General features: G+C 32.5%; 25 protein-coding genes. 22 read left to right on the top strand and 3 right to left on the bottom strand.

Annotation, left to right across the window (positions count from 1 at the left end; translation table 11 throughout):
• Window positions 1-162: 162 nt before the first annotated feature.
• The 15 genes from RBH29_RS09640 (at window position 163) to clpX (ending at window position 15,374) form a co-directional block, all read left to right on the top strand.
• Window positions 163-402: a ribosomal L7Ae/L30e/S12e/Gadd45 family protein gene (locus tag RBH29_RS09640; RefSeq protein WP_306696604.1), complete on the top strand. Its 240-nt coding sequence runs from the start codon at window positions 163-165 to the stop codon at window positions 400-402.
• Between the two features lie 121 nt (window positions 403-523).
• On the top strand, window positions 524-946 hold the full coding sequence (rpsL, locus tag RBH29_RS09635; RefSeq protein ID WP_306696603.1) for a 30S ribosomal protein S12: 423 nt from the start codon (window positions 524-526) through the stop codon (window positions 944-946).
• Window positions 947-1,149: 203 nt separating this feature from the next.
• A complete protein-coding gene (gene rpsG, locus RBH29_RS09630; protein ID WP_306696602.1) occupies window positions 1,150-1,620 on the top strand; it encodes a 30S ribosomal protein S7 in 471 nt (156 codons plus the stop codon).
• Window positions 1,621-1,681: 61 nt separating this feature from the next.
• Complete coding sequence (fusA, locus tag RBH29_RS09625; protein ID WP_306696601.1) at window positions 1,682-3,760, top strand: elongation factor G; 2,079 nt, start codon at window positions 1,682-1,684, stop codon at window positions 3,758-3,760.
• A gap of 126 nt (window positions 3,761-3,886) precedes the next feature.
• Window positions 3,887-5,089, top strand: coding sequence for an elongation factor Tu (gene tuf, locus RBH29_RS09620; protein ID WP_306696600.1), 1,203 nt, complete (start codon window positions 3,887-3,889; stop codon window positions 5,087-5,089).
• Window positions 5,090-5,257: 168 nt separating this feature from the next.
• Complete coding sequence (locus RBH29_RS09615) at window positions 5,258-5,812, top strand: sigma-70 family RNA polymerase sigma factor (RefSeq protein ID WP_306696599.1); 555 nt, start codon at window positions 5,258-5,260, stop codon at window positions 5,810-5,812.
• Window positions 5,809-6,378: an anti-sigma factor family protein gene (locus tag RBH29_RS09610; protein WP_306696598.1), complete on the top strand. Its 570-nt coding sequence runs from the start codon at window positions 5,809-5,811 to the stop codon at window positions 6,376-6,378. Before RBH29_RS09615 ends, RBH29_RS09610 begins: the two co-directional genes overlap by 4 nt.
• Before the next feature lie 199 nt (window positions 6,379-6,577).
• Entirely contained in the window at window positions 6,578-6,916 is a 339-nt protein-coding gene (locus RBH29_RS09605; protein ID WP_306696597.1) for a hypothetical protein, read from the top strand.
• A gap of 250 nt (window positions 6,917-7,166) precedes the next feature.
• Window positions 7,167-7,436 carry an HPr family phosphocarrier protein gene (locus tag RBH29_RS09600; protein WP_306696596.1) on the top strand — a complete coding sequence of 90 codons (270 nt, stop codon included), beginning with the start codon at window positions 7,167-7,169 and terminating at the stop codon, window positions 7,434-7,436.
• A 4-nt stretch (window positions 7,437-7,440) separates the two neighbouring features.
• Window positions 7,441-9,168, top strand: coding sequence for a phosphoenolpyruvate--protein phosphotransferase (gene ptsP, locus RBH29_RS09595; RefSeq protein WP_306696595.1), 1,728 nt, complete (start codon window positions 7,441-7,443; stop codon window positions 9,166-9,168).
• Window positions 9,169-9,267: 99 nt separating this feature from the next.
• Window positions 9,268-11,112 carry an excinuclease ABC subunit UvrC gene (gene uvrC / locus RBH29_RS09590; protein ID WP_306696594.1) on the top strand — a complete coding sequence of 615 codons (1,845 nt, stop codon included), beginning with the start codon at window positions 9,268-9,270 and terminating at the stop codon, window positions 11,110-11,112.
• Between the two features lie 12 nt (window positions 11,113-11,124).
• Complete coding sequence (locus RBH29_RS09585) at window positions 11,125-11,859, top strand: metallophosphoesterase (protein ID WP_306696593.1); 735 nt, start codon at window positions 11,125-11,127, stop codon at window positions 11,857-11,859.
• 264 nt (window positions 11,860-12,123) lie between these two features.
• Window positions 12,124-13,410 carry a trigger factor gene (gene tig, locus RBH29_RS09580; protein ID WP_306696592.1) on the top strand — a complete coding sequence of 429 codons (1,287 nt, stop codon included), beginning with the start codon at window positions 12,124-12,126 and terminating at the stop codon, window positions 13,408-13,410.
• 70 nt (window positions 13,411-13,480) lie between these two features.
• Complete coding sequence (gene clpP, locus RBH29_RS09575; RefSeq protein ID WP_306696591.1) at window positions 13,481-14,065, top strand: ATP-dependent Clp endopeptidase proteolytic subunit ClpP; 585 nt, start codon at window positions 13,481-13,483, stop codon at window positions 14,063-14,065.
• A 13-nt stretch (window positions 14,066-14,078) separates the two neighbouring features.
• Window positions 14,079-15,374 (top strand): ATP-dependent Clp protease ATP-binding subunit ClpX, encoded by a 1,296-nt coding sequence (gene clpX / locus RBH29_RS09570; RefSeq protein ID WP_306696590.1) that lies wholly within the window; start codon window positions 14,079-14,081, stop codon window positions 15,372-15,374.
• A gap of 27 nt (window positions 15,375-15,401) precedes the next feature.
• Here clpX and RBH29_RS09565 read toward each other — a convergent pair whose 3' ends face one another.
• Window positions 15,402-15,794 carry a hypothetical protein gene (locus RBH29_RS09565; RefSeq protein WP_306696589.1) on the bottom strand — a complete coding sequence of 131 codons (393 nt, stop codon included), beginning with the start codon at window positions 15,792-15,794 and terminating at the stop codon, window positions 15,402-15,404.
• A 171-nt stretch (window positions 15,795-15,965) separates the two neighbouring features.
• Here RBH29_RS09565 and lonB point away from each other — a divergent pair, with 171 nt between their 5' ends.
• From lonB to RBH29_RS09545, 4 genes are all read left to right on the top strand, one after another.
• The gene (gene lonB / locus RBH29_RS09560; protein ID WP_306696588.1) at window positions 15,966-17,645 is read left to right on the top strand and encodes an ATP-dependent protease LonB; all 1,680 of its coding nucleotides are present in this window, start codon (window positions 15,966-15,968) and stop codon (window positions 17,643-17,645) included.
• Between the two features lie 108 nt (window positions 17,646-17,753).
• Window positions 17,754-18,551 (top strand): undecaprenyl-diphosphate phosphatase, encoded by a 798-nt coding sequence (locus RBH29_RS09555; protein ID WP_306696587.1) that lies wholly within the window; start codon window positions 17,754-17,756, stop codon window positions 18,549-18,551.
• A gap of 92 nt (window positions 18,552-18,643) precedes the next feature.
• Window positions 18,644-19,663, top strand: coding sequence for a tRNA (adenosine(37)-N6)-threonylcarbamoyltransferase complex transferase subunit TsaD (gene tsaD / locus RBH29_RS09550; protein WP_306696586.1), 1,020 nt, complete (start codon window positions 18,644-18,646; stop codon window positions 19,661-19,663).
• 525 nt (window positions 19,664-20,188) lie between these two features.
• Window positions 20,189-21,529, top strand: coding sequence for a DUF512 domain-containing protein (locus tag RBH29_RS09545; RefSeq protein ID WP_306696585.1), 1,341 nt, complete (start codon window positions 20,189-20,191; stop codon window positions 21,527-21,529).
• 135 nt (window positions 21,530-21,664) lie between these two features.
• On the opposite strand, the gene RBH29_RS09540 is transcribed toward RBH29_RS09545, so the two are convergent.
• Together RBH29_RS09540 and RBH29_RS09535 are read right to left on the bottom strand one after the other, a co-directional pair.
• Window positions 21,665-22,345 (bottom strand): lytic transglycosylase domain-containing protein, encoded by a 681-nt coding sequence (locus tag RBH29_RS09540; protein ID WP_373463315.1) that lies wholly within the window; start codon window positions 22,343-22,345, stop codon window positions 21,665-21,667.
• 105 nt (window positions 22,346-22,450) lie between these two features.
• A complete protein-coding gene (locus RBH29_RS09535; protein WP_306696583.1) occupies window positions 22,451-22,768 on the bottom strand; it encodes a hypothetical protein in 318 nt (105 codons plus the stop codon).
• Between the two features lie 293 nt (window positions 22,769-23,061).
• Between RBH29_RS09535 and RBH29_RS09530 the strand changes: the two genes are divergently transcribed.
• Genes RBH29_RS09530 through RBH29_RS09520 form a run of 3 tightly spaced genes read left to right on the top strand, consistent with a single transcriptional unit; the run spans window position 23,062 to window position 25,267 of the window.
• Window positions 23,062-23,532 carry a ribonuclease FAU-1 family protein gene (locus tag RBH29_RS09530; protein ID WP_306696582.1) on the top strand — a complete coding sequence of 157 codons (471 nt, stop codon included), beginning with the start codon at window positions 23,062-23,064 and terminating at the stop codon, window positions 23,530-23,532.
• Window positions 23,533-23,552: 20 nt separating this feature from the next.
• Complete coding sequence (locus RBH29_RS09525) at window positions 23,553-24,398, top strand: PHP domain-containing protein (RefSeq protein ID WP_306696581.1); 846 nt, start codon at window positions 23,553-23,555, stop codon at window positions 24,396-24,398.
• 17 nt (window positions 24,399-24,415) lie between these two features.
• On the top strand, window positions 24,416-25,267 hold the full coding sequence (locus tag RBH29_RS09520; protein ID WP_306696580.1) for a CPBP family intramembrane glutamic endopeptidase: 852 nt from the start codon (window positions 24,416-24,418) through the stop codon (window positions 25,265-25,267).
• The last annotated feature ends 5 nt before the right edge of the window (window positions 25,268-25,272 follow it).

The raw sequence follows: 25,272 nt of genomic DNA, 5'->3' as shown, positions 1-25,272 counted from the left end.
AATCAAATATCTTGACAAATAAAGTTTGTGGATGATAAAATGTTTCAGTGTGTATTTTTAATATAATAACATCTAATATGTTTACCAATTATATTTAATAAAGTTAATTGGCAAATATGTTTTGGCTTTATTATCCTGTATTAGCAGGGAGGTTAAGTTAAATTGGAAGATTTTAAAGACATTAATAAAATAGTTGGATTAAAGCAATCTTTAAAAGCTGTACAAAAGGGAATAGTAGGAGAGGTATATATAGCAAAAGATGCAGAAGAGAGAGTTGTGTCAAAAATAGTTGATTTGTGTACCGAAAAAGATATTCCAATAGTATATGCAGATAGTATGAAACAACTAGGTAAAGCTTGTGGAATTGATGTTAGTGCAGCTGTGGTGAGTATCCTCAAATAAAGATTTGAACTTTGAATTTTTGTCAGATGTTGTATTTATTAATGTTAAAAGGCTTAACTTGTATTGGCTTATTCTCGCAATTGTGTTGGAATAAATATAAAAAAGGAAGGGAGGTAGAGAAATGCCTACGTTTAATCAGTTAGTTAGAAAAGGGAGAAAATATATTGGAAAACAATCTGATGCTCCTGCACTTCAAAAGGGATTTAATTCTCTTAAGAAGAGGGCTACAGATGCAAGTAGTCCACAGAAAAGGGGAGTTTGTACAGTTGTAAAAACAAGTACTCCCAAAAAGCCAAATTCTGCTTTGAGAAAAGTAGCAAGGGTTCGTTTAACTAATGGTATAGAAGTTTCAGCTTATATACCGGGAATAGGACACAACTTGCAAGAACACAGTGTTGTTCTTATAAGAGGAGGAAGAGTTAAGGATCTTCCTGGTGTTAGATATCATATTGTACGTGGAACTCTTGATACCGCAGGTGTAGCGAATAGGATGCAAGCACGTTCAAAGTACGGAGCAAAAAGACCAAAGGCTGGAGCAAAATAAGAAACATAAGAGTTTTTTGGTAAAAAAAGAAATGTTCATACAAGGTGCATAGCAACATGTATGAAAAAAAAGTTATAATCAAATACTAATAGTGCTTTGTACGTTGTTTAATATATATGTTTAGCATGTACGTTGCACTGACGACGGCAAGAAGCCGCGAGTACCGATGATATTTATATATCATATTAAAGGAGGGAAGAAAGGTGCCAAGAAAAGGATTTATACCACAAAGAGAAATTTTGCCTGATCCTATGTACAATGACAAGGTTGTTACAAAACTTATCAATAACATTATGCTTGACGGAAAAAAAGGAGTAGCTCAAAAGATTTGTTATGATGCTTTTGATATGATAAAGGAAAAAACAGGTAAAGATCCTCTTGAAGTCTTTGAACAAGCATTAAATAATATAATGCCTGTACTTGAAGTAAAAGCTCGAAGAGTTGGTGGAGCAACATATCAGGTTCCTATAGAAGTAAGGCCTGAAAGAAGGCAAACTCTTGGTCTAAGATGGTTGGTTAACTACTCAAGACAAAGAGGAGAAAGGACTATGAGAGAGAGATTAGCTGGTGAAATAATGGATGCAACCAATAATCTAGGTGGAGCATTCAAGAAGAAAGAAGATACCCATAAGATGGCTGAAGCAAACAAAGCTTTTGCTCATTATAGATGGTAACAAGGGAAATTTAATTGAAAGAAAGAGCAGTTTATGTGCTAATTTTGAAAGGAAGGTTAAAATGCCTAGGCAATTTAGTTTAGAGAGAACAAGAAATTTAGGGATAATGGCTCATATAGATGCAGGTAAAACCACTACAACTGAACGTATACTTTTTTATACAGGAAAAGTTCATAAGATTGGTGAGACACACGATGGTGCAGCAACAATGGATTGGATGGCACAAGAGCAAGAGAGGGGTATTACCATAACATCTGCTGCAACTACTGCCCAGTGGAAGGATACAAGAGTAAATATTATTGATACGCCGGGGCACGTTGATTTTACAGTTGAGGTTGAAAGATCCTTAAGAGTTCTTGATGGCTCAGTAACTGTTTTCTGTGCCAAGGGAGGAGTTGAGCCTCAATCTGAGACTGTATGGAGACAAGCTGACAGGTATAATGTACCGCGTCTTGCATATATTAATAAGATGGATATTGTAGGAGCAGATTTTTACAATTGTTTAGACATGATGAAGGAAAGATTACAGGCTAATGCTGTTCCTATACAATTACCTATTGGTAAGGAAGATACTTTCGAAGGTATAATTGATCTTGTTAAAATGAAAGCATATGCTTTTACAGACAAGCTTGGAAGGAATGTAGAAGAAAAGGAAATTCCTGATGATATGAAGGAATTGGTAGAAGAATACAGAACAAAACTTGTTGAAGCTGTTTCAGAACAAGATGAAGAGCTAATGATGAAATACCTTGAAGGAGAAGAGTTAACTGAGGAAGAGATAAAATCAGGAATAAGAAGTGCTACAATAAAAGTAGATATAATACCTGTTGCGTGTGGTTCTTCATATAAAAATAAAGGTGTGCCTCAATTGCTTGACGCAGTTGTAGATTATATGCCTTCACCATTGGATATACCTCCTATCAAGGGATTGTCTGTAGATGGTGAAGAGGAAATGGAAAGACCTGCAGATGATGATGGACCTTTTTCAGCACTAGCATTTAAAATTATGACTGATCCTTATGTTGGTAAGCTCTGCTTTTTCAGAGTTTATTCAGGAAAAATTAATTCTGGTTCGTATATTTTAAATGCATCAAAAGGAAAAAGAGAAAGGTTAGGAAGAATACTTCAGATGCATGCAAATCACAGAGAAGAACTTGATACTGTATACTCTGGTGATATAGCTGGAGCTATTGGACTTAAGAATACAGGAACAGGTGATACTCTATGTGAAGAAGGAAGTCCTGTTATTTTAGAGTCAATGGATTTTCCAGAACCTGTTATATCTGTGGCCATTGAGCCAAAGACAAAAGCAGGTCAGGATAAGATGTCCATTGCACTTCAAAAGCTAGCTGAAGAAGATCCAACATTTAGAGCTCATACTGATAAAGAGACAGGTCAGACAATAATTGAAGGAATGGGTGAACTTCACTTAGAAATTATTGTAGATCGTATGTTAAGGGAATTTAAAGTTGAGGCAAATGTAGGTAATCCTCAGGTAGCATACAAGGAAACAATTAAAAATGCTGTTAAAGTTGAAGGTAAATTTGTAAGGCAGTCCGGTGGTAGAGGTCAGTATGGACACTGTTGTGTTGAGATTGAGCCTAAAGAACCAGGCGCTGGCTACGAATTTGTCAACAAAATAGTTGGTGGAGCTATTCCTAAGGAGTATATACCAGCTGTTGATGCAGGAGTTCAAGATGCTATGAATAATGGTATCTTAGGAGGTTATCCTGTTGTAGATGTTAAAGTTACCCTTTATGATGGATCGTACCATGAGGTGGACTCATCAGAAATGGCATTTAAAGTTGCTGGTTCTATGGCTTTGAAAGAAGGTATGAAAAAGTCAAAAGCTGTGCTTTTAGAGCCTATGATGAAGGTAAGTGTTGTTATTCCAGAAGAATATATGGGCGATGTTATGGGTGACTTAAACTCTAGAAGAGGAAGGGTTGAAGGAATGGAAGCTAAAAGTGGAGCTCAGGTTATATCAGCACATGTTCCACTGTCAGAAATGTTTGGTTATGCAACAGGACTGCGTTCTAGAACCCAAGGAAGAGGTACATTCTCAATGCAGATAAGTCATTTTGAGGAAGTACCTAAAAACATACAGGAAAATATTATTGGAGAAAGCAAAAATAGTTAATTGGTTTTCTTAATAGAAATAAATCAGTATAAATGCAGGAAATATATTTATGTTTCCTGCAGATGAATAATTAAATCAATAATTAAACTTTCAGTTATATTGCTGAAAAAAGGAGGAGAATTAATTATGTCAAAAGAAAAATTTGAAAGAAGTAAACCCCATGTTAATATTGGAACAGTAGGTCACGTTGACCATGGTAAGACAACTTTGACAGCTGCTATAACAAAGGTTTTAGCGATAACAGGTAAGGCAAGTTATGAAGCTTATGATCAAATTGACAAAGCTCCTGAAGAAAGAGAAAGAGGAATTACTATTTCAACAGCACATGTTGAGTATGAAACAGAAAATAGACACTATGCACATGTTGACTGCCCAGGTCACGCTGACTACGTTAAAAATATGATTACAGGTGCAGCTCAGATGGATGGTGCTATATTGGTTGTATCAGCTGCAGATGGGCCAATGCCTCAGACAAGAGAGCATATAATTTTGGCAGATCAGGTTGGTGTTCCATATATAGTTGTTTTCTTAAACAAATGTGATATGGTTGATGATGAAGAACTTATTGAATTAGTTGAAATGGAAGTAAGAGAGCTATTAAGTGAATATGACTTCCCAGGAGATGATGTTCCTATAGTTCAAGGTTCTGCTCTTAAAGCTATTGAATCAAGTGCAACTGGGGATGATGCAGAAGAATATAAGCCTATTCTTGAGCTAATGGAGAAGGTTGACGAATACATACCTACTCCTGAAAGAGCAACTGATAAGCCTTTTATTATGCCTGTTGAGGATGTATTTACAATCACAGGACGTGGTACAGTTGCAACTGGTAGAGTTGAAAGAGGACAACTTAAGGTTGGAGAAGAAGTAGAAATAGTTGGTTTGATGGAGGATCCTAAAAAGACAGTTGTAACTGGTATAGAAATGTTTAGAAAACTTCTTGACTCAGCTGTTGCAGGTGATAACATCGGTGCTCTTTTAAGAGGAGTTCAAAGAAGTGATATAGAAAGAGGTCAGGTTTTATCTAAGCCAGGTTCAATTAAGCCTCATACAGAATTTGAAGGTCAGGTTTATGTTCTAACAAAAGAAGAGGGTGGAAGACATACTCCTTTCTTTAATAATTACAGACCTCAGTTCTACTTCAGAACTACTGACGTTACAGGTGTAGTTGAGCTTCCAGAGGGAACGGAAATGATAATGCCTGGAGACCATGTTACATTAAAAGTTAAGCTTATTACTCCAATAGCTATGGAAGAAGGCCTAAAGTTCGCTATCCGTGAAGGTGGAAGAACTGTAGGAGCTGGAAATGTATCAAAAATGGTTGAATAAATTTTAATTTATAAATAATGAAAAAATAAGAGGTCTTAGACCTCTTATTTTTTTATGGAAATGAGTGAGCTAATGATAAACTTTTTAAAGTAAATCAGACAAAAGTTATTTAAATTCTTATAATAAATATATAGAACTTATTTTTTTACCTACAAGGGGGGCAGATTGTTGGAAATATCGGATATTAATTTAATTAAGAAGTGTATTGATGGTGATAGTCATGCATTTTCTGAATTAGTGACAAGATATAAAAAATTGATATACAATATAATATATAATATAATATATAATAAGGATGAAGTTAATGATATTGCTCAAGAGGTATTTATAAAAATATATAAGTCACTTAACAAATATGATTCCCAGTACAAATTTTCAACATGGTCTGCCAAAATAGCAACTAATTATTGTTACGATGTATTAAAGAAGAAAAAAATTAATTCTGTACCTATAGAAAATGCATATGGTGTATATAGTCAGGAGGATACTCCTGAAACCAGCTATATAAAAAGAGAACAGCGGGATATAATAAACAATGAGATTATGAAGTTGCCTGAAAAATATAGGGTTCTTTTAATGCTGTATCATAAAAATGGACTATCATATGAGGAAATGTCACAGATTTTAGATGAGCCTATGTCAATAATTAAGAATAGAATTTATAGGGCCAGAGTAATGTTAAAGAATAAATTAGCTTCCGAAAGAAAGGAAGGGAATATATGAGTAATTGTGAATTATTTAGTACCTTAATCACAAAGCATTTAGATGGTAATATAAGTGATTGTGAACGAAATCAACTTATGAACCATGTTAGTTGCTGTAAGTCATGTAAAGATGAGTACGAAAAATATAATTCAATATTATATGTATTGAATGAAAAAACTGAAATAGAACCACCAGAAACATTTGAATCTGATGTAATGAAAAAAATTCAAATTGCTAATTTGAATGAAAAAAAATCAAAGGAAAAGAGCTTACTCAAGCTATATTTTGTGGCTTCTATGATGTTTACGATAATGTTAACTTTAGCTAGTGTAGCTTTTAAAGAACAGTTTTTAAACATTATGCTTTATACAAATTTACCTTCACAATATGCCTATGGAATTTATGAATTTTTAGAAGTATTAGAAGTATTTTTTAATGTAGTTCAAGGTGTATTTATTTATCTAAATGTATATCTTTCTGATATGTACTTTATGTTAATTGGTTTGGCAACATTGGTTTTTGTATCAAAAGCTTATCAGCCTAAAAATAAAAAAAGTTGCAAGAATAAATGTGTAGAAAATTAAAATATTTTATAAATAATTGAATTGATGTTTATAGGATAATTAAAATAAAAATAAAAGCCTAGGTAAAAATACCTAAGCTTTTATTTTTATCTTCCAACATCCAATTTTTAACTAAAACTTCTAACTTCCAACTAGGTCAAATAATACTTGAATATATGCTTTTTTAATCACTAATAATAATGTAGTGGAGGTGATTTTTTTGGATGATGAATATAAAGACAAGACAGATGATGAAACTAATAATGAAATAGCTCAGGAAATCAGTAATGAAAATGTATTAAATTATGAAGAAAATATTAAAAGAGATGATAGAAGCATATCTTTAGAAAAAAGCAACAGGTTATATGTGGTTTTAGGGTGGATAAGTGCAGCTCTTACAACATTTATTAATCCTATTTTTGCAGTTGCAGGAGTGATTTTTGGTGTTTTGCTAAATAGACAGGTAAAAGGAAGTGGCAATGTAATTATTATTGTAAATGTTGTACTTGCCCTGTTTGTTATTAGTTTCCAACTACTTTATATGTTAATGTTTATATAAAACTTTTACGCATGGGACAGGAAGAAAACCTGTCCCATTATTATAAAGATTTTTAAAAATAAGGACAAAAGGCCTATGATTTATATTAGACACCTTCTTAACATCTTTACTTTGACAGAAGCCTTTTTTGATGATAAAAATAATATTAGAGCATTATAATTGTAATAATTTTATTGAAACTGTAGAACTTTTCTTAAAATAATGGTATAAATAAAATATTAGATAAAACAATTAGGAGGATGCCATAGAAATGATAAAAGAAATAATAAAGGTTAACAGGGAAAATGGGCTAGAATCAAAACAAGCTGCACTATTTATTCAAAAAGCATCAAATTATAAATCCAATGTGTGGATAGAAAAAGATGAAAGAAAAGCTAATGGGAAAAGTCTATTAGGAATTTTATCATTAGCTGTTGGAAAAGGTGGCAGTATTGTGATTATTACAGAAGGAGAAGATGAAGAAAAAGCGTTAGATGATTTAAAAGACTTTCTTACCTCAAAAACAGAAGAGGGTGTGTAATTCTATGACGCAAAAAGTTCTTAAAGGAAAGGCTGTTTCAACAGGCATAGGCATGGGAGAGTTATTTGTTATCAGAGATTTTGAAGTAGTAATAAGCGATGAAATTATAGGAGAGTCAGAAATTGACAAGCAAATTACTCTACTAGAGGTTGCTATTTGTAGAACTTTTATAGAAATATATGATTTAAAAGATGGTTTTAGAGGAATACTTAGTGAAGAAGAAAATCAAATATTTGAGTTCTATAAGGAAGTTTTGGATGACAAAAGTTTTTTTGAAGAAATAACAAATATCATAAAGACAAGAAAGTTTACAGCATCAAAGGCGATACATATATGTGTTCAGAAATATATTGATGAAATTTCAAAAAGCAGTAATGAATACATGAAACAGAGAATACATGATTTAAAAGACATTAGAACAAGAATTATCAAAAACATATATGGTGAAGGTAAAACTAACTTTGGAAAAATTAATCATACCAATATAGCTGTTGTAAAAGAGCTCACACCTATAGTTGCTACAGTTTTATGTAAAAGATCTGTTCAGGGAGTTTTGGTACAGGATGGAGCTGGATTTTTTTCTCATGGCTCAATTATTCTAAGGAGCAGTGGTACTCCAGTATTAGGAGAAATTGAATTTGAGAAAATATCAGCATATGAAGGTAGCTTTGCTATAGTTGAGTGCTTTTCTGATTTGATAATTGTTAATCCTTCAAATTTAGAAATTGAAAAATATAAAAAACAAATCAATAATAGTAGTGTTATTGATAATAAAAATCAAGGCCAAACGCCTGTTGTAACAACGGATGGTCATTTAGTGAGTGTTTATGCCAATATAAGCAATGTAAAAGATTTTAGTATTACAAAAGCTTTAAATATTGGAGGGATTGGTCTTGTAAGGACGGAATCTTTATATATAAACTACAAAAAAGCACCTGATGAAAAAAGACAATATCTTATATATTCAAAAATTGCAAAAGATATGTCTAAAAAGCCAGTTGTAATAAGGACAGCTGACATTGGAGGAGACAAAATACCTGATTCTTTAGGCATAAATTCTGAATCATTAAAACGAAGTTCAAGAGGGATTAAACGGTCGCTTGAAAAAAAAGAAGAATTTATGGTACAAATAAAATCCATTTTAAGAGCTGCACAGCATGGAAATGTAAAAATTTCCTTTCCTATGGTAAGTACACCTCAGGAAATAAGGGATGCTAAAAATATAATAACAGAAGTTATTGACCAAATAACTCATACAACTAATAATACTGTAAAAAAAATTAGCATAGGAGTTCTAATAGAAACTGCATTGGCGGTGAAAAATTTAGATGATATACTAAAAGAGGTGGATTTTATTAGTATAGGCACTAACGATTTACTGCATCAGATTTGTAAGTTTAATAGAAAGTGTTCGCTTTTGGGTAAAAGATCATATTTAGAACCGGAATTTCTAAAGATTGTACAGTATTGTATAGATAAAGCTCTGGCAAATAATAAAAGAGTAAGTGTATGTGGGGAGATGGCCAGCGATATTGAGGCTGCAGTTCTACTCGTGGGGATGGGAGTGCATGAATTGAGTATGAATCCAGCATCTTGTTTAAATATAGGTAATTTTATAAGGAATATAAGTTTTAAGGAAGCAAAAGGAATAGCAAAAATAGCAGTGGAAAGTGAATCAATTGAACTTGTTAAGGATATGTTATCAAAGTGGATTAAGACATTTAATACTTAAGAAATGTCTTAGAAATAACGCCCTATTTTCAAGGAGAAAACCCCGGTGATTTAGCTGGTTTTGGGTGATGAGAAGTAGTGTGTTTTGAGGTGTGAAAGAATGTTTGATATACAGGAAGAATTAAAAAAAATACCAGAAAACCCCGGTGTTTATATTATGAAAAATAAAGATGGTGAGATTATATATATTGGAAAGGCTGTTGTCTTAAAGAACCGGGTTAAGCAGTACTTTAATTCTTATTCCAATCAAAATCTTAAAGTTCAGGCAATGATTGAGCAGATTTATGAGTTTGAGTGTATAGTAACTGACACAGAAATTGAGGCACTAATACTTGAGTGTAACCTTATTAAAAAGCATAAACCAAAGTATAACATTATGCTAAAAGATGATAAAAACTATCCATTTATAAAGATAACAATAAAAGAAGATTATCCAAGGGTTATTATAACAAGAAAAGTAGAAAAGGATGGTTCTAAATATTTTGGACCGTTTACAAGTGGCAATGCTGTTAAGGAGACTGTTGAAGTTATTAAAAAGCTTTTTCCAATAAAGTCTTGCAATAAAGTTTTTAAAAATAAAAAAGTAAAAGATAGACCCTGTTTGAATTTTCATATACACCAATGTTTAGGTCCATGCCAGGGAAATGTTAGCAGGGAAAAATACAGAGAAGTTATATTGGATATTGTAAAATTACTTGATGGAAATCAGCAAGATATAATAAAAAAATTTGAAAAAGATATGGAGTTTGCATCTCAAAACATAGAGTTTGAAAAAGCAGCTAAATTAAGAGATAAAATAATAAGTTTAAGGCACATAGCTCAAAAGCAGAAGATTGTCAGTGCAGATATGCAGGATCAAGATATTATTGCTTTTGCAAAAGATCAAACTGATTCGTGTATACAGATTTTTTTCATAAGAGCAGGAAAGATTACAGGAAGGAAGCATTTTATTTTTGAAAGAATAAATCATTTAACTGACAGTGAGTTAATGACTTCATTTGTAAAACAATTTTATAGCAGTTCAGAATATATACCAAAAGAAATTGTTATGCAGGTGGATATTGCTGAAAGAGATATTATAGAAGAGTGGCTTTTAAAAAAGAGGACATCTAAGGTCTATATAAAGGTGCCCAAAAAAGGTGAGAAGCTGAGATTGGTTGAAATGGTATATCAAAATGCAATTATCTGTCTTGAGAGTTTTAAAGAGAGGGTGAAAAATGAAAAAAAACTTGCAAAAGAGGGGCTTGAGAAAATATCATTAATTTTAGCTCTTAAAAATTATCCAGAAAGAATAGAGGCCTATGATATATCAAATATGGGTTCGTCTGAAATTGTTGCTTCTATGGTGGTGTTTGAAAATGGATTACCTTCTAAAAAGAACTATAGAAGGTTTAAGATAAAATCAATTGATGGACAAAATGATTATGCAAGTATGCAGGAAGTTATATATAGAAGATTCACTCATGTTAAAAAGCATAAAATCAGAGAAGAAAAAGAAAGCTTTGCAGAGATTCCAAATCTAATACTTGTAGATGGAGGCACAGGACATGTTAATTCTGTAAGAGCTGTTTTAAAAGAACTTAACATTTTAAATATACCTGTAATTGGAATGGTAAAGGACAAAAATCACAGAACGAGAGGACTTACAGGAAAGAATTTTGAATTTGACCTGTCCAGTGATTTTTTATTGTTAAGATTTATAACATCTATACAGGATGAAGCACATAGATTTGCATTAGAGTACAGTAAAAAACTTAGAAAAAAAAGATACTCAGGTTCTGTGTTAGATAATATAGAAGGAATAGGTCAAAAGAGAAAAAAAGCCCTAATAAGGCATTTTGGTTCTTTAAAGAAAATAAAGTTTGCAAGTGTAAGTCAGCTCTCTGAGGTTGAAGGTATCAGCAGAGAACTGGCTAATAACATATATGAATATTTTAAACAATAGGAGTTAAATATAATGGCAGTATATGCAATTTCTGATTTACATCTTTCATATGGTGTAAATAAACCTATGGACATTTTTGGTGACCGATGGGTAAATTATATGGATAAACTTAAAGAGAACTGGGAAAAAACTATTAAAAGAGATGATTATACCCTTATTCCAGGGGACATTTCATGGGCTACTTATTTAGACCAAGCTAAAAAAGATTTTGAGTTTATTGAAAATCTTCCAGGGAGAAAAATTATCTCGAAAGGCAATCATGATTATTGGTGGACCACAATGAGTAAGCTTAAAAAATTTTTAGAAAATAATAACTTTAAAACCATTGATTTTATGCATAATAACAGTTATAATATACAAAGCTTTATTGTATGTGGAGCGAGGGGATGGAAATGTCCTGGAGATGATGGTTTTACTTTGGAGGATAAAAAAATATACGAAAGAGAACTTAACAGACTTGAATTATCTCTAAATAACGTTGATAAGGATGCGAAAAGTGAAGATATTATAGTTATGATGCATTATCCCCCATTTAATTCATCAAAGGAGCCCTCAGGTTTTGTGGAAATAATGAGGGAATATGGTGTGAAAAAGTGTTTATATGGACATCTTCATGGTATTAGTTTTAATAATGCAGTTGAAGGAAAAATTGAAGGGATTGACTTTAAACTTGTATCCTCTGATTATTTAAGCTTTATGCCATTTGATATATCTAAAGATGTAAATGAAAGTTTAAACCATTTATAATGTTTTTATTATGTATAGGTGAATTTTTTTAGATTGTGCTATTGGATTTTCAAAACATATTATGTTATAATGTAATGGCTAATTTGATATACATCTTGAGTCGTTTGTAAATGGGTGCATGTTGATTAAGTGAATGAAAATATGGAAGAAACATTGTTCTTCACATTTAATATATACACTCTTTGTAAATTTACATTTTGAATTTAAATTGATTTATGTTTATTATATATTAATAAAACCAAATAATGGGAGGAAAAGTTTTAAATGAATGTTAAGTTAGAGCAAAAAGAAAAAAATGTTGTAGAGTTAGAAATTGAGGTTGAGGCGGAAAAGTTTGAAGAAGGATTAAAAAAGTCATTTCAAAAGAACGCTAAAAAGTTTAATATACCTGGATTTAGAAAGGGAAAAGCACCTAGAAACATTATAGAAAGATACTACGGACCGGAAGTGCTTTATGAAGATGCTCTAAATGCAGTTTTTCCTGAAGCTTATGAAGAAGCAGTAGAGGAAACTGATATACACCCTGTTGACAGACCTGAATTGGACGTAAAGCAAATAGGTGTAGGTGAAAATTTAATATTTACAGCTAATGTGACTGTTAAACCAGAAGTTGAATTAGGAGAATATAAAGGAATTGAAGTAGAAAAAAAAGAAGTTAATATTAGTGATGAAGATGTGGAAAAAGAAATTGAGAAGGTAGCTGAGAAAAATGCTAGAATGGTAACTGTGGAAGACAGAGGCATACAAGAAGGAGATATAGCAGATATAGATTTCGAAGGTTTTATTGATGGTGAACCTTTTGAAGGTGGTAAAGGAAGTGAATTTACTTTAGAGATTGGTTCTGGAAAGTTTATTCCAGGATTTGAGGAACAACTTATAGGTGCAAGACCTGGAGATGACATTGAGGTTAAAGTTACATTTCCAGAGGATTATAGCAGCGAAGAGTTAGCAGGTAAAGAAGCTTTATTTAAAGTTATAGTAAATGATGTAAAGTTAAAGGAAATGCCTGTAATAGATGATGAATTTGCAAAAGATGTAAGTGAATTTGATACTTTAGATGAATATAAAGAGGACTTAAGAAAGAAACTTACAGAATCGGAAGAACACAAGGCAAAACATGAGTTCGAAGGTCAACTTATAGATAAGATAGTTGACAATGCTTCTGTTGAAATACCAAAGGTGATGGCAGATAAACAGTTAGACATTATGATGCGTGATTTTGATAATAACTTAAGATATCAAGGCTATAGTTTAGAACAGTATTTACAGATGGCACAGATGGATATTAATGTATTTAAAGAGCAGAGTAGAGAAAGAGCAGAAAAGGAAGTTAAAACCCAGCTTGTCTTAGAGAAAATAGGCAAGGAAGAAAATGTTCAAGCATCAGATGAAGAATTTAAAGAGGAAATAGGTAAACTTTCAGAAAAATATCAAAAAGCTCAAGAAGAATTTATGAAACTTTTAAGAGATGACGATATAGAATATATAAAGAGTACAATAATTGCAAGAAAGACTGTGGATATTTTATGTGAGAATGCTAAAGTAAAATAAAAAAGGGTTTAAGTATTAGTATATTTGGGAAAAAATATATAAGATTGATTCAAAACAGGGAGGCAGAACAATGAGTTTAGTACCAGTAGTTGTTGAACAGACGAATCGTGGAGAACGTTCATATGACATTTATTCAAGACTGTTAAAAGATAGAATTATAGTTTTGAGTGAAGAAGTAAATGATGTAACAGCAAGTTTGGTAGTGGCACAAATGCTTTTTTTAGAGGCTGAAGATCCTGATAAGGATATACAGTTATATATAAACAGTCCAGGAGGTTCAGTTACTTCCGGGTTTGCAATATTTGACACTATGCAGTATGTAAAGCCTGATGTATCAACTATATGTGTTGGGCTTGCGGCAAGTATGGGTGCATTTTTACTTGCATCTGGAGCAAAGGGAAAAAGATATGCATTACCTAATAGTGAAATAATGATTCATCAACCATTAGGAGGTGCAAGAGGTCAGGCGACAGATATTAAAATTCATGCAGAATGGATAGTTAAAATTAAAAACAAACTTAATAAAATCCTAAGTGAAAAAACTGGTCAGCCTATCGAGAAAATTGAAAGAGATGTTGAAAGAGATTTCTTTATGGCGGCAGAAGAAGCAAAAACTTATGGAATAGTTGACGAAGTTATGGAAAGAAGAAAATAAATGAGGTGGTAGCGTGTCAAGATATGATGAAAAGAAACAGCTAAAGTGCTCCTTCTGCGGGAAGACTCAAGAACAGGTAAAGAGATTGGTTGCAGGACCAGGTGTGTATATCTGCGATGAGTGTATAGAGCTTTGTTCTGAGATAATTGAAGAAGAATTCGAAGATGCTAGAGTGGATGCAGAGCTTAATGATATACCAAAACCAGCTGAAATAAGGGAAATATTAGATCAATATGTAATAGGTCAGGAGGCGGCCAAGAAGTCTTTGGCTGTTGCTGTTTACAATCATTATAAGAGAATTAATGTAGAAGTAAAAGCTTCTGATGTAGAGCTTCAAAAAAGTAATATTGCTATGTTAGGTCCTACAGGTTCAGGTAAGACACTTTTAGCACAGACTTTAGCAAGGATTTTAAACGTTCCCTTCGCAATAGCTGATGCAACGTCACTTACTGAAGCTGGTTATGTGGGAGAAGATGTTGAAAATATTCTTTTAAAGATTATACAGGCAGCAGACTATGACATTGAGAGAGCAGAAAAGGGAATTATATATATTGATGAAATTGACAAGATTGCGAGAAAGTCTGAAAATCCTTCCATAACAAGAGATGTAAGTGGGGAAGGGGTTCAGCAGGCACTGCTTAAAATTCTTGAAGGAACGGTTGCGTCAGTTCCACCACAGGGTGGAAGAAAGCATCCTCATCAGGAATTTATACAAATAGATACTACAAATATTTTATTTATTTGTGGAGGTGCCTTTGACGGAATTGAAAAAATCATAGAAAATAGAACAGGTAAAAAGTCAATGGGCTTTGGAGCTAAGGTTGAGAGTCGTAAAAAAGATGATGTTGGAGAGATGTTAAAGGATGTATTGCCACAGGATCTTTTAAAGTATGGACTTATTCCTGAGTTTGTTGGAAGGATTCCAGTGCTTGTTTCATTACACTCACTTGACAGAAGTGCTCTTGTGAGGATATTAAAAGAGCCCAAAAATTCACTTGTTAAACAGTTTGAAAAGCTTTTTGATATGGATGATGTTCAGCTGGAGTTTGAAGAAAAAGCTTTAGAGGCTATTGCAGATAAAGCTATTTCTAGAAGCACAGGTGCAAGAGGTTTAAGGGCTATTTTAGAAGAAATCATGCTGGATGTGATGTATGATATACCTTCTAAAGGTAATGTGGAAAAATGTATCATTAACAAGAAAAGTGTTGAAAAGAAAGGTAGTCCTGAAACAATAATAAATGAAAATAAAAAGTCATCAAAACGTTCAACAAATAAAAAATCAAGAGTTAAAAAAGAGTCAGCTTCTTAAAGGAAGCTGACTTCTTTTTAAAAAGTTCTAATCTTTAAAAATCTCTAAATGCCTTTGGTATCTTTTGGGGATATTTATTTCACTTCCGAATTGAAGCTTGTCCAGTACTTTCGCTATTGCTTTTATGCCATCATTGTAAAAAGCTTCAATTCGCTTTTCTCTATTTTCAATATTTTTATAATTATAAGGAGCAACAAAAGTCCAGTCAGCTCCAGAATTTGTGGCAATTATGCGAAAAAAATCATTAGGTTGACGTTCTTTAAAGCAAGCATTCTTTAGCAATAATAGATGTTCTGCATAGTAATCAATATTTCCCATAATGATAGTGTTGGCATCATGTGATATTAAAATTAATAAAGGATCGTCAACAATTCTAGCTTCTATTACTGACTTTTCATCAGGCATATATTTTATGTCCATAAAAACTTGCTCCTTATTTTTAAATGATTTATCATTACAATAACAGTATTGCTATTGTCAGTCAATCTAATAATTTTTTTAAGGTGCATTAATTTTTTGAATAAAAAAAAAAGCAAAACAAATACTATTTAAAAGAAGTATAATTATGTTTTAACTTAGGGAGGACAAAAAATGGTTACAACAACTCTTTTTATTATACAGTTTTTTTTCTCAATTATAATAGGACTGTATTTTTTAAATTTACTTAAAACACAGCAGGGTAACAAAAATGCAATTGAAAAAGAATCAAAAAAAGAAATGGAAAAATTAAAAAAATTAAAAGATATAAAACTTACAGAGCCTTTATCAGAAAAGACAAGACCCTCTTCTTTAAAGGACATTGTTGGACAAGGTCAGGGGCTTAAAGCATTAAGGGCAGCTCTTTGCGGACCGAATCCTCAGCATGTTTTAATATATGGGCCTCCGGGCATAGGCAAAACAGCAGCAGCAAGAGTTATTTTAGAGGAGGCAAAAAAAATTGAAATATCTCCTTTTAAAAGGGAAGCTAAATTTGTAGAAATGGATGCAACTACAATAAGATTTGATGAAAGGGGAATTGCAGATCCTCTTATAGGTTCTGTTCATGATCCAATATATCAGGGTGCAGGAGCATATGGTGTAGCAGGTGTTCCCCAGCCCAAGCCAGGTGCAGTTACTAAGGCACATGGCGGAATTCTTTTTATAGATGAAATTGGTGAACTTCATCCCGTACAGATGAATAAACTTTTAAAGGTGCTTGAAGATAGAAGAGTTTTTTTAGAGAGCTCTTACTATAGTTCAGAAGATAAAAATACCCCGTCACATATACATGAAATATTTCAAAGGGGATTACCAGCAGATTTTAGGCTGGTTGGGGCTACTACCAGAACTTCAGATGAAATTCCTCCTGCCATAAGGTCACGATGTGTTGAGGTATATTTTAGACCTCTTACTCAAAATGAAATTGTGGAAATAGCCAAAAATGCTGCAAAAAGAGGTGGTTTTGAATTAGAAGAGGAAGGGGATGCTTTAATAGCAAAGTATGCTCAAAATGGAAGAGAGGCTGTTAACATAGTACAAATTGCCGGAGGAGTAAGTCTTGTTGATGGCAGAAACATAATAAAGAGAAAAGATATTGAATGGGTAATAGAGTTTGGACATTATAGTCCGCGGATTGAAAAAAAGGTATTAAAGGATGAACAGATTGGTTGTATAAACGGCCTGGCAGTGTTTGGAAACTGCACAGGTATGGTGGTTGATATTGAAGTGTCTGTGATGAAAGCACTGAGCGGAAAAGGTGAAATAAAGATAACAGGAATAATTGAAGAAGAAGAAATGGATGGAAGAGGACAAAAGCTGAGAAAAACAAGTTCAGCCAAGTCATCTGTTGAAAACGTATTGACGGTTTTGAAAAAGATTCTGCATATTGACCCTAGAGAATACGATATACATTTAAACTTTCCTGGTGGAATACCTATTGATGGCCCTTCAGCAGGGATTGCCATTGCAACTGCAATTTATTCCGCAGTAAAAGAAGTTCCTGTTAGCAGCCAAATTGCCATGACAGGAGAGATTTCAATTAGAGGAAAGGTTAAGCCTGTTGGTGGTGTAGTTGCTAAAGTAGAAGCAGCAAAAAATGCAGGAATAAAAAGAGTGGTAATTGCAAAAGAAAATTGGCAGGAAATGTTTGAAAATTTTGATATAGAAGTAATAGCTGTTGAAGATATATTTGAGGTGATGGGTTTGGTATTTGACTCTAGAAAAGAAGAGAGAGAAAACATACCTCTAAGAAATGATTCTGTGAATGTTTTAAGTGCTTCCCCTGCAAAATAATTTAAAAGAGCAGGGAGAAAAAATATTCATATTAAGGTTTACAAAAGAGTATTTTAATTATAAGATATTTATTGTATGTAGTTTAACTTAAAAAGGGGAGAAAGTGTAATGGGGATAATTGAGGCTATAGTTATAGGTATAATTCAGGGTTTAACAGAGTTTATACCAGTTAGCAGTTCTGGACATATTGTTTTGTGTAATAAACTTTTTGGCATTACTGAGGGAACTGTGACATTTAATGTAGCAGTTCATGTAGCAACTCTTGTAGCAGTGGTATCAGTTTTGTGGCGAGATGTTTTGGAAATGATAAAAAATCCTACTAGTAAATTAACTTTACTGGTTGTTACGGCAACTATACCTATGGGAATTATAGGATTTATATTTAAAGATGTAATTAGAGATTTTTTAGAAACAGGAGTTACTGTTGGATTTGGATTTTTAATAACAGGAACAGTTTTATGGTATGCTGAATATGCAAATAGAAAAGATACAAAAAATAAGAAACTTAAAGAAACCAGTTATTTTGATGCTGTTGTTGTCGGTCTTGCTCAGGTGGTTGCTATGCTTCCGGCAGTGTCAAGATCTGGGTCAACCATAGGGGGATCTTTATTTAGAGGTTTAAATAGGGAATTTGCGTTAAAGTTTTCATTTCTTATGTCCATTCCTGCAATTTTAGGTCCAACAGCTTATGAAGGATATGAAATTGTAAGAGATGGTGGTGAGATGGGAGTAGAGATGGCTCCGTTGATAGTTGGAATGCTGGCAGCTGGTATATCTGGGTATCTGGCAGTTAAGTTTATGCTTAGAGTATTTGCAAAAGCAAGTTTGAGAGTGTTTTCCTATTATGTATATACTTTGGGAGTTTTAGTTTTAATAGATCAGTTGTTTACAAATATATATTTCTAGTTCAACTTGGGGACGGTTCTTGAATTGAATTGACTCGGAGTCAATTCAATTCAAGAACCGTCCCCAAGTTGAACCCTAAAGGTGTGATAATTTTGAATGATATTTTTATACTAGGCATAGAGACAAGCTGTGATGAGACATCAGCGTCAATTGTAAAAAATGGGCGTGAGGTCTTTTCTAATGTTATTTCATCTCAGGTGGATTTTCACAAAAAGTATGGGGGAGTGGTTCCTGAAATAGCATCAAGAAAGCATGTGGAACTGATAATGCCGGTTATTAATCAAGCAATAGAAGAAGCAGATTTAAAATTAAATCAATTAGATGGAATAGCTGTTACCTATGGGCCAGGTCTTGTAGGAGCACTTCTAGTGGGTATTTCCGCTGCAAAGGCTCTTGCATTTACAATGGATAAGCCACTTATCGGGGTACATCATATTGAAGGTCATATTGCAGCTAATTATATTGAACATAAAGAGTTAGAACCTCCTTTTATCTGTCTTGTGGTGTCAGGGGGACACAGTCATATTGTACACGTTGAAGATTATGGTGAATATGAAATTATAGGTAAAACGAGAGATGATGCAGCAGGAGAAGCTTTTGACAAGGTAGCACGTACTCTAGAGATGGGTTATCCTGGTGGTCCATTGGTGGATAAAGCTGCAAAAATTGGAAATCCAAAAGCTGTGAAATTCCCAAGAGTTTATTTTGAAAAGGGAAACCTTGATTTTAGTTTTAGCGGAGTTAAGACGGCGGTGTTAAACTATATTAATATACAAAAGCAAAAAGGTGAAAGTTACAAGATAGAGGATGTGTGTGCAAGTTTTCAATCAGCAGTGGTAGACGTTCTTGTTAATAATCTTATTCGTGGTGCAAAGCTAAAAAACACATCTAAAGTAGCACTTGCAGGGGGAGTTGCGGCTAATTCCTATTTAAGAGAGCAATTATTGAAAGCTTCTGAAGATAACAATTTTAAAGTGTATTATCCCAAACCCTTACTCTGTACAGACAATGCGGCAATGATAGCTTGTTCGGCCTATTATCAATTAATTAAAGGCTCAAAATCAGATTTGCATTTAAATGCTGTTCCAGGATTGAAATTAGGGGAAAAATAAAAGAAATCTGTGGATAACTTTTTTTAAATTATCTAGGGGAAATATTCAATTATCCACAAAAAATTGAGTAAATTTTAATCAGATTGAAAAAATCTGTGGAGAAATATTTAAAAATAATGTTGGTACATTTGTATCATATCTAAAAGTTTATTATATCCACTTATAGTATATATACATAAAGTGTGCGTGCAGCAAAAGCCTGTAACGACAAGGTTTTAGAGAAAAAATATTTTTTGTATAAGTAAAAAAATGCAAGGTTGTTTACGTAAAAAATGCAAAATAAGTTAGGACTAAAGTCCTATTAATTAATCTTGTTAATATGACGAATGCTGTTGAAATTTGAGATGTGAATATTGTGGAAATAATACTTAAATGCAGTTGATGCAAATGGTTGAGGGTGTGGATAAAGCTGTGGATACTGTGGATTAAATAGTGGATATTTCGTAAACAAGCTTTAAAAAAGATGCTAAATATCCGTAGATAGTGTTTAATATATTTGATTTTTAGAAAGGCTGGTTAATCGTTGTGAAGACAGCTTCAAAAGAATATATAATTAATACAGTTTATAGAACCAATACTCTTCCTGTTATATCAAAGTGTAATACTTCATGTATCTTTTGCAGTCACAAGCAAAATCCACAGGAAGTAGAAATATTTAAAGTAGAAAAATTAGATTTAAATGATTTTAGTGAAATAATTGAGTACCTGTCTAAAGACAAAAAAATAGTAATAGGTGAATCGGCTACAAAAATTATTGAGGGAGAGCCATTTTTACATAAAGATATTCTTGAGATATTAAAAATGATAAGAAAAAAGTACAAAAAGACAGTTATTCAAATCACTACTAATGGCATTTTATTGAACGAAAAAATAATAAATACTCTCAAGGAGCTTCAAAATATTGAATTGAATATTTCTGTAAATTGTATAGATGAAGATAAAAGAATCAGAATTTTAGGGTTAAAAGAAAAAGGTAATATAAAAGAAAAAATATTATTGTTAAAAGACAGAATTAAGTATAATGCCAGTGCCGTACTTATGCCTGATGTTTTTGATAAAGATGAAATAGAAGAAATGGTGGAATTTTTAAATGATAACGGTGTAAGTTCGATACGATTTTATATGCAGGGATGTACCCGTAAATCAGGGAATAGTTTCTATTTTTATGATGAATATTTTAAATTATCAAAAACAGTAGAAAGTTTAAAGTCGAAATATAGAGTACCTATTGTATTAGAACCTGCTGTTATAGAAAATCTTGACTGCATAATTGAGGGAGTTATAAAAGATGCCCCGGCATTTAAAGCAGGTATAGTAGAGGGAGACTCAATTGAAAAGGTTGATGGTTTAAAAGTAAAATCAAGGGTAGATGGGTTTAACAAAGTAACAAACAAGAAAAATCCAGAGTTGGTGATAGAAAGGAAAAATGAAAAGATAAATATTGTTATAGAAAAAGAAAAAGGTGAAGTTCCAGGATTTATTGTACTTTATGATATTAATCCAGATACTTTAATCGATATAAATCGTTTAGTGACAACTTATAAAGCACAAAATGTTCTTTTTATGACTTCTGAACTTGCATTTGGAATTTTAAAAAAATTATTTTTTCAAAATGAGATAAACTTCAATTATGAAATTATAAAGGTGAAAAATAAATTTTTTGGAGGAACAATTAAATGTGCCGGACTTTTGACCACTCAGGACATTATTTCTGTTGCAAAAGAATATATAGATAAAAAGGGTGAGCCTGACTTAATAGTTCTTCCACCTATTATGTTTGATAATTATGGGAGAGATCTTACCGGAAGAAAAATATCTGAAGTCGAAAAAGAGCTAAATATAAGTGTTGATACTCCTTTAATTTGAGTATTTCAAAATAGGTTCACTGGTTTTGCCGTAAGACGCCTTCCTTAAGATGGGTGATATAATTTGTAGATGCTAATTTTTTGATGACGAAAACATGCACAGCTACATAGTAGTGAGCTCTGTGCTCATGAATGTTTACTGCCCACCAGAATACATGGTATAGTTGTCCAAAACCTTTACTACATAATTTTGGGTTTCATTAAAAGGGGGAATTCCATTATACTTTGTCACATTACCAGGGCCAGCATTGTAGGCAGCAAGTGCAAGTTTGATGTCTCCTTCAAAAGTGTTTAGCTGATCTTTTAGATATCTTGTTCCACCGTCTATGTTTTGAGAGACATCAAAGGGATCGGTTACATTCAGCCAGTCAGCTGTACCTGGCATCAACTGCATTAGCCCTTGGGCACCTGAGCGTGAAATGGCAGTTGGATTAAAGCTTGATTCTTGTTTCATAACAGCTCTTATAAGGTTTGGATCAACTCCATATTTTTGCGAAGAACTCTGTATATTATCGTCAATCATTTTCATAAGTTCATCCCTGTCATTTGGTATATATGCCATGCTGTTTGCTAAAGAAAGTCTTGCACGTTTAACATCTTGAGTTCTATCATTTCCTTCTTTATCTACAGCTGTAGGTATACTTTCATTCCCTTTTAGTGGATCAAAATCGATAATGTTATTATTTTCGTCAACGTTGTTATTTAAAGTTTCCTGAAAAGTATTGTCATGTGCCCCAGGTCTGTTCATTTTTATGGGAACTCTACTTTGGATTTCATTTAATTTTTGGTTAAAAATCTCGCTTACTCTCAAATTTATCACCCTTTTACATATTATTATTTTAGGCTAATAATTACTCAAAAAAACCTGATAAACTTTTCATAGCTTTTATCGGCAGGATAAAGATATAACATAACATAAAATTTAAGAAACTTCCTTTTTAGATCTTTTTACAAATTTAGAACAGGTTTTTTTCTTTCTGCCATCGTATTCTCTAACAGTGAATAGTTGACATTTGCCTATAGACTTATCTTCAATGCTTTTTGCATCAAACATAATAAAATACTCGCAGTCCTCACAGGTATTAATTTTTCTCTTTATAGATTTAAGAGCAGGTAGATATCTGTGTTTTGAGCAAGTATAATCTGGGGAAACCACTCCTTTTTCAATACATAGAATATCACCGTTTATGTTGATAAAAGTTCCTTTTAAACAATTACTACAGGTTCTTTTTGGTCTCAAACTGTTTTCCTCCTTACTATAGTACTCTATAGATGTTATCTTTAGTAATTGCTTTAGAAATAACTGATTCCCATCCTCCAAAACCCTTTAAATCATCGGGGTCTTTTCTTTGAGAATAGAGCGTTATTTCTAAAGCATTCCTTAGTACGTAATATATTATAACACTATAAGCCTTGGCGTGGAAGGATGTGGGAAATAATCTTTTCTATTTTCATTTTAAAAAACCTGTATTTCATGTATAATGATAGAGATATAATTGATATTTAGGAATGGTGCTTTGAGGAGTTGTGATTATGAAAAAACCAAAAATGTACAGAAAAAGATATATACCTGATGAAATAGTTGATATAACAGGCGATGAGCTTGTTTTTAGAAATGAAGAACTATTAATTACAAAATGGAAACCTATTAGAAAGCGTGATGATATTTCCGGAGGCATATCGTATACATTTTTAAAGGAAGGATATAAGATAAGCAAGTTCTTCGGGCCTTCAGGAGAATTTATATACTGGTATTGTGATATAATTGACGTTAAATATGATAGTGAAAATGATGCCTATACTTTTGTAGATTTGCTTTTAGATGTTAAGATATTGCCGAAAGGAAGTGTTCAAGTTTTAGATGCAGATGAACTTTCATTGGCAATTAAAGAGGATATTATTACAAAAAGGGAGATGTGTATGTCTCTTTCTATATTGGATAAAATACTAAAAATGGCCTATTTAGGAGAGTTTCCACCTGAAATTTGTTTAAAATATAAGTAGTGTTTATAGGAGAAATGGTTATGGATAAACTAATTGATTTACATACTCATTCTGTTGTTTCTGATGGGACTATGACACCTTCAGAGCTTGTAAGACATGGGAAAGAAGTGGGGCTTTCGGCTATGGCTTTGACAGACCACGATACGATAGATGGTATAGAAGAGGCCTTAAGGGAAGCTGAAAAAGTTGAAATTGAAGTTGTAGCAGGTGTTGAGATAAGCGTTGAATTTAATCATTTGAGTGAAATGCATCTGTTGGGATATTTTTTTAAAGGCAGTCATAATAACTTAAAGCCTCTGCTTGAAAAACTTAAAGTCAGCAGAGAAGAGAGAAACCCTAAAATGGTTAAAAAGCTCAATCAACTGGGGTTTGACATCAGTTTAGATGAGGTGAAAATGGAAGCTAAGGGAAAAGTAGTGGCAAGACCTCATATAGCCAGCGTTTTATTGAAAAAAGGATATATCAAAAGCATAAAGGAAGCTTTTGATAAATATATTTCCACTGGGCGGCCTGCATATGTAAAAAAAGAAAGGCTGTTACCTAAAGAAGCTATAAAGGAAATTGCTAGATGTGGTGGGATACCTATTTTGGCACATCCAATTTATTTAAATCTTAAACTAGACAAATTAGATGAATTGTTGTATGAATTAAAAAAATTTGGATTAAAAGGTATTGAAGCATATTATCCGGATAATACTCAATATGATACAGAGAATTTTTTAAAATTGGCTGTAAAGCACAATTTAATACCAACTGGTGGAAGCGATTTTCACGGTGATTTCAAACCTGATATAAAACTTGGAACAGGTAAGGGTAATTTGAATGTCCCTTTTGAATCTTTAGAAAGAATAAAAGAATTAATATGAGGGAGGATTTATGTTATATGAATAAAAAATTTGAAATGATTATAAATGTTTTAATTTATCTTTTAGTATTTATAGGGGCTCAACTTTTGGTTTCAGGGGCTGCTATAATTTTGTACATGCTTGTAAGTATATACAAAGGCGATTTTGAAAGTGACATTGGGCATATTGAAAATGAAATGTATCAAAGTATACCTATTATTTATATTGCATGTTTTATTGTTTCTGTTATAGCTTACCATATAATTTTTAAAAGAAGAAAAAGAAGCATGTTTGAGGCGGGAGGTTTTTCTAAAATAAATATTTACAAGATTTTTATTTTAGCTTTTGTTGGAGTGGCTGCAAATATAACTATAGATTTTGCTTTGGATTATATCAATAATCACTTTAATTTGGAACATGTTTTTTCAGAATATGAAAAAATCATGGAACAAATATTTGCTTCTAGCAATATACCTTTATTGTTATTAAGTATAGGAATACTCTACCCAGTTTTGGAAGAGGTTGTTTTTAGAGGATTTATTTTTAATGAATTAAAAAAGAATATTAGCCTGACAAAAGCCATAGGAATTCAAGCATTTTTGTTTGGACTTTTTCATCTCAACGCTGTTCAGGGAAGCTATGCCTTTTTATTAGGATTGTTATTTGCCTACATATACTTGTGGACAGGGTCAATATGGGCTCCTATTATGTTTCATATAGCTATAAACTCTTATTCAGTTATGTCTATACAGTTTCCAGAATTAATGACGGATAATATAGCATTAGTTATATTATTTGCATTTGTATTTATAATGGGTACACTCTTTATTTACAAGACTAGGAAAAAGGATATAAAATCAGATGAGGATAATCCTAAAATAGATGTTTAAAAATA

It is taken from the genome of Herbivorax alkaliphila (assembly GCF_030848475.1).
Classification (GTDB): Bacteria; Bacillota; Clostridia; order Acetivibrionales; family Acetivibrionaceae; genus Herbivorax.
The sequence above is the reverse complement of the archived record's forward strand: the minus strand, read 5'-3'. Positions and strand labels throughout refer to the sequence as shown.

Bases quoted from the DNA above. Each gene is read 5' to 3' on its own strand.
- rpsL (WP_306696603.1), top strand. From the start codon at position 524: ATGCCTACGTTTAATCAGTTAGTTAGAAAAGGGAGAAAATATATTGGA.
- fusA (WP_306696601.1), top strand. From the start codon at position 1,682: ATGCCTAGGCAATTTAGTTTAGAGAGAACAAGAAATTTAGGGATAATG.
- tuf (WP_306696600.1), top strand. From the start codon at position 3,887: ATGTCAAAAGAAAAATTTGAAAGAAGTAAACCCCATGTTAATATTGGA.
- RBH29_RS09610 (WP_306696598.1), top strand. From the start codon at position 5,809: ATGAGTAATTGTGAATTATTTAGTACCTTAATCACAAAGCATTTAGAT.
- RBH29_RS09600 (WP_306696596.1), top strand. From the start codon at position 7,167: ATGATAAAAGAAATAATAAAGGTTAACAGGGAAAATGGGCTAGAATCA.
- ptsP (WP_306696595.1), top strand. From the start codon at position 7,441: ATGACGCAAAAAGTTCTTAAAGGAAAGGCTGTTTCAACAGGCATAGGC.
- uvrC (WP_306696594.1), top strand. From the start codon at position 9,268: ATGTTTGATATACAGGAAGAATTAAAAAAAATACCAGAAAACCCCGGT.
- RBH29_RS09585 (WP_306696593.1), top strand. From the start codon at position 11,125: ATGGCAGTATATGCAATTTCTGATTTACATCTTTCATATGGTGTAAAT.
- tig (WP_306696592.1), top strand. From the start codon at position 12,124: ATGAATGTTAAGTTAGAGCAAAAAGAAAAAAATGTTGTAGAGTTAGAA.
- clpP (WP_306696591.1), top strand. From the start codon at position 13,481: ATGAGTTTAGTACCAGTAGTTGTTGAACAGACGAATCGTGGAGAACGT.
- RBH29_RS09565 (WP_306696589.1), bottom strand. From the start codon at position 15,794: ATGGACATAAAATATATGCCTGATGAAAAGTCAGTAATAGAAGCTAGA.
- lonB (WP_306696588.1), top strand. From the start codon at position 15,966: ATGGTTACAACAACTCTTTTTATTATACAGTTTTTTTTCTCAATTATA.
- RBH29_RS09555 (WP_306696587.1), top strand. From the start codon at position 17,754: ATGGGGATAATTGAGGCTATAGTTATAGGTATAATTCAGGGTTTAACA.
- RBH29_RS09530 (WP_306696582.1), top strand. From the start codon at position 23,062: ATGAAAAAACCAAAAATGTACAGAAAAAGATATATACCTGATGAAATA.
- RBH29_RS09525 (WP_306696581.1), top strand. From the start codon at position 23,553: ATGGATAAACTAATTGATTTACATACTCATTCTGTTGTTTCTGATGGG.
- RBH29_RS09520 (WP_306696580.1), top strand. From the start codon at position 24,416: ATGAATAAAAAATTTGAAATGATTATAAATGTTTTAATTTATCTTTTA.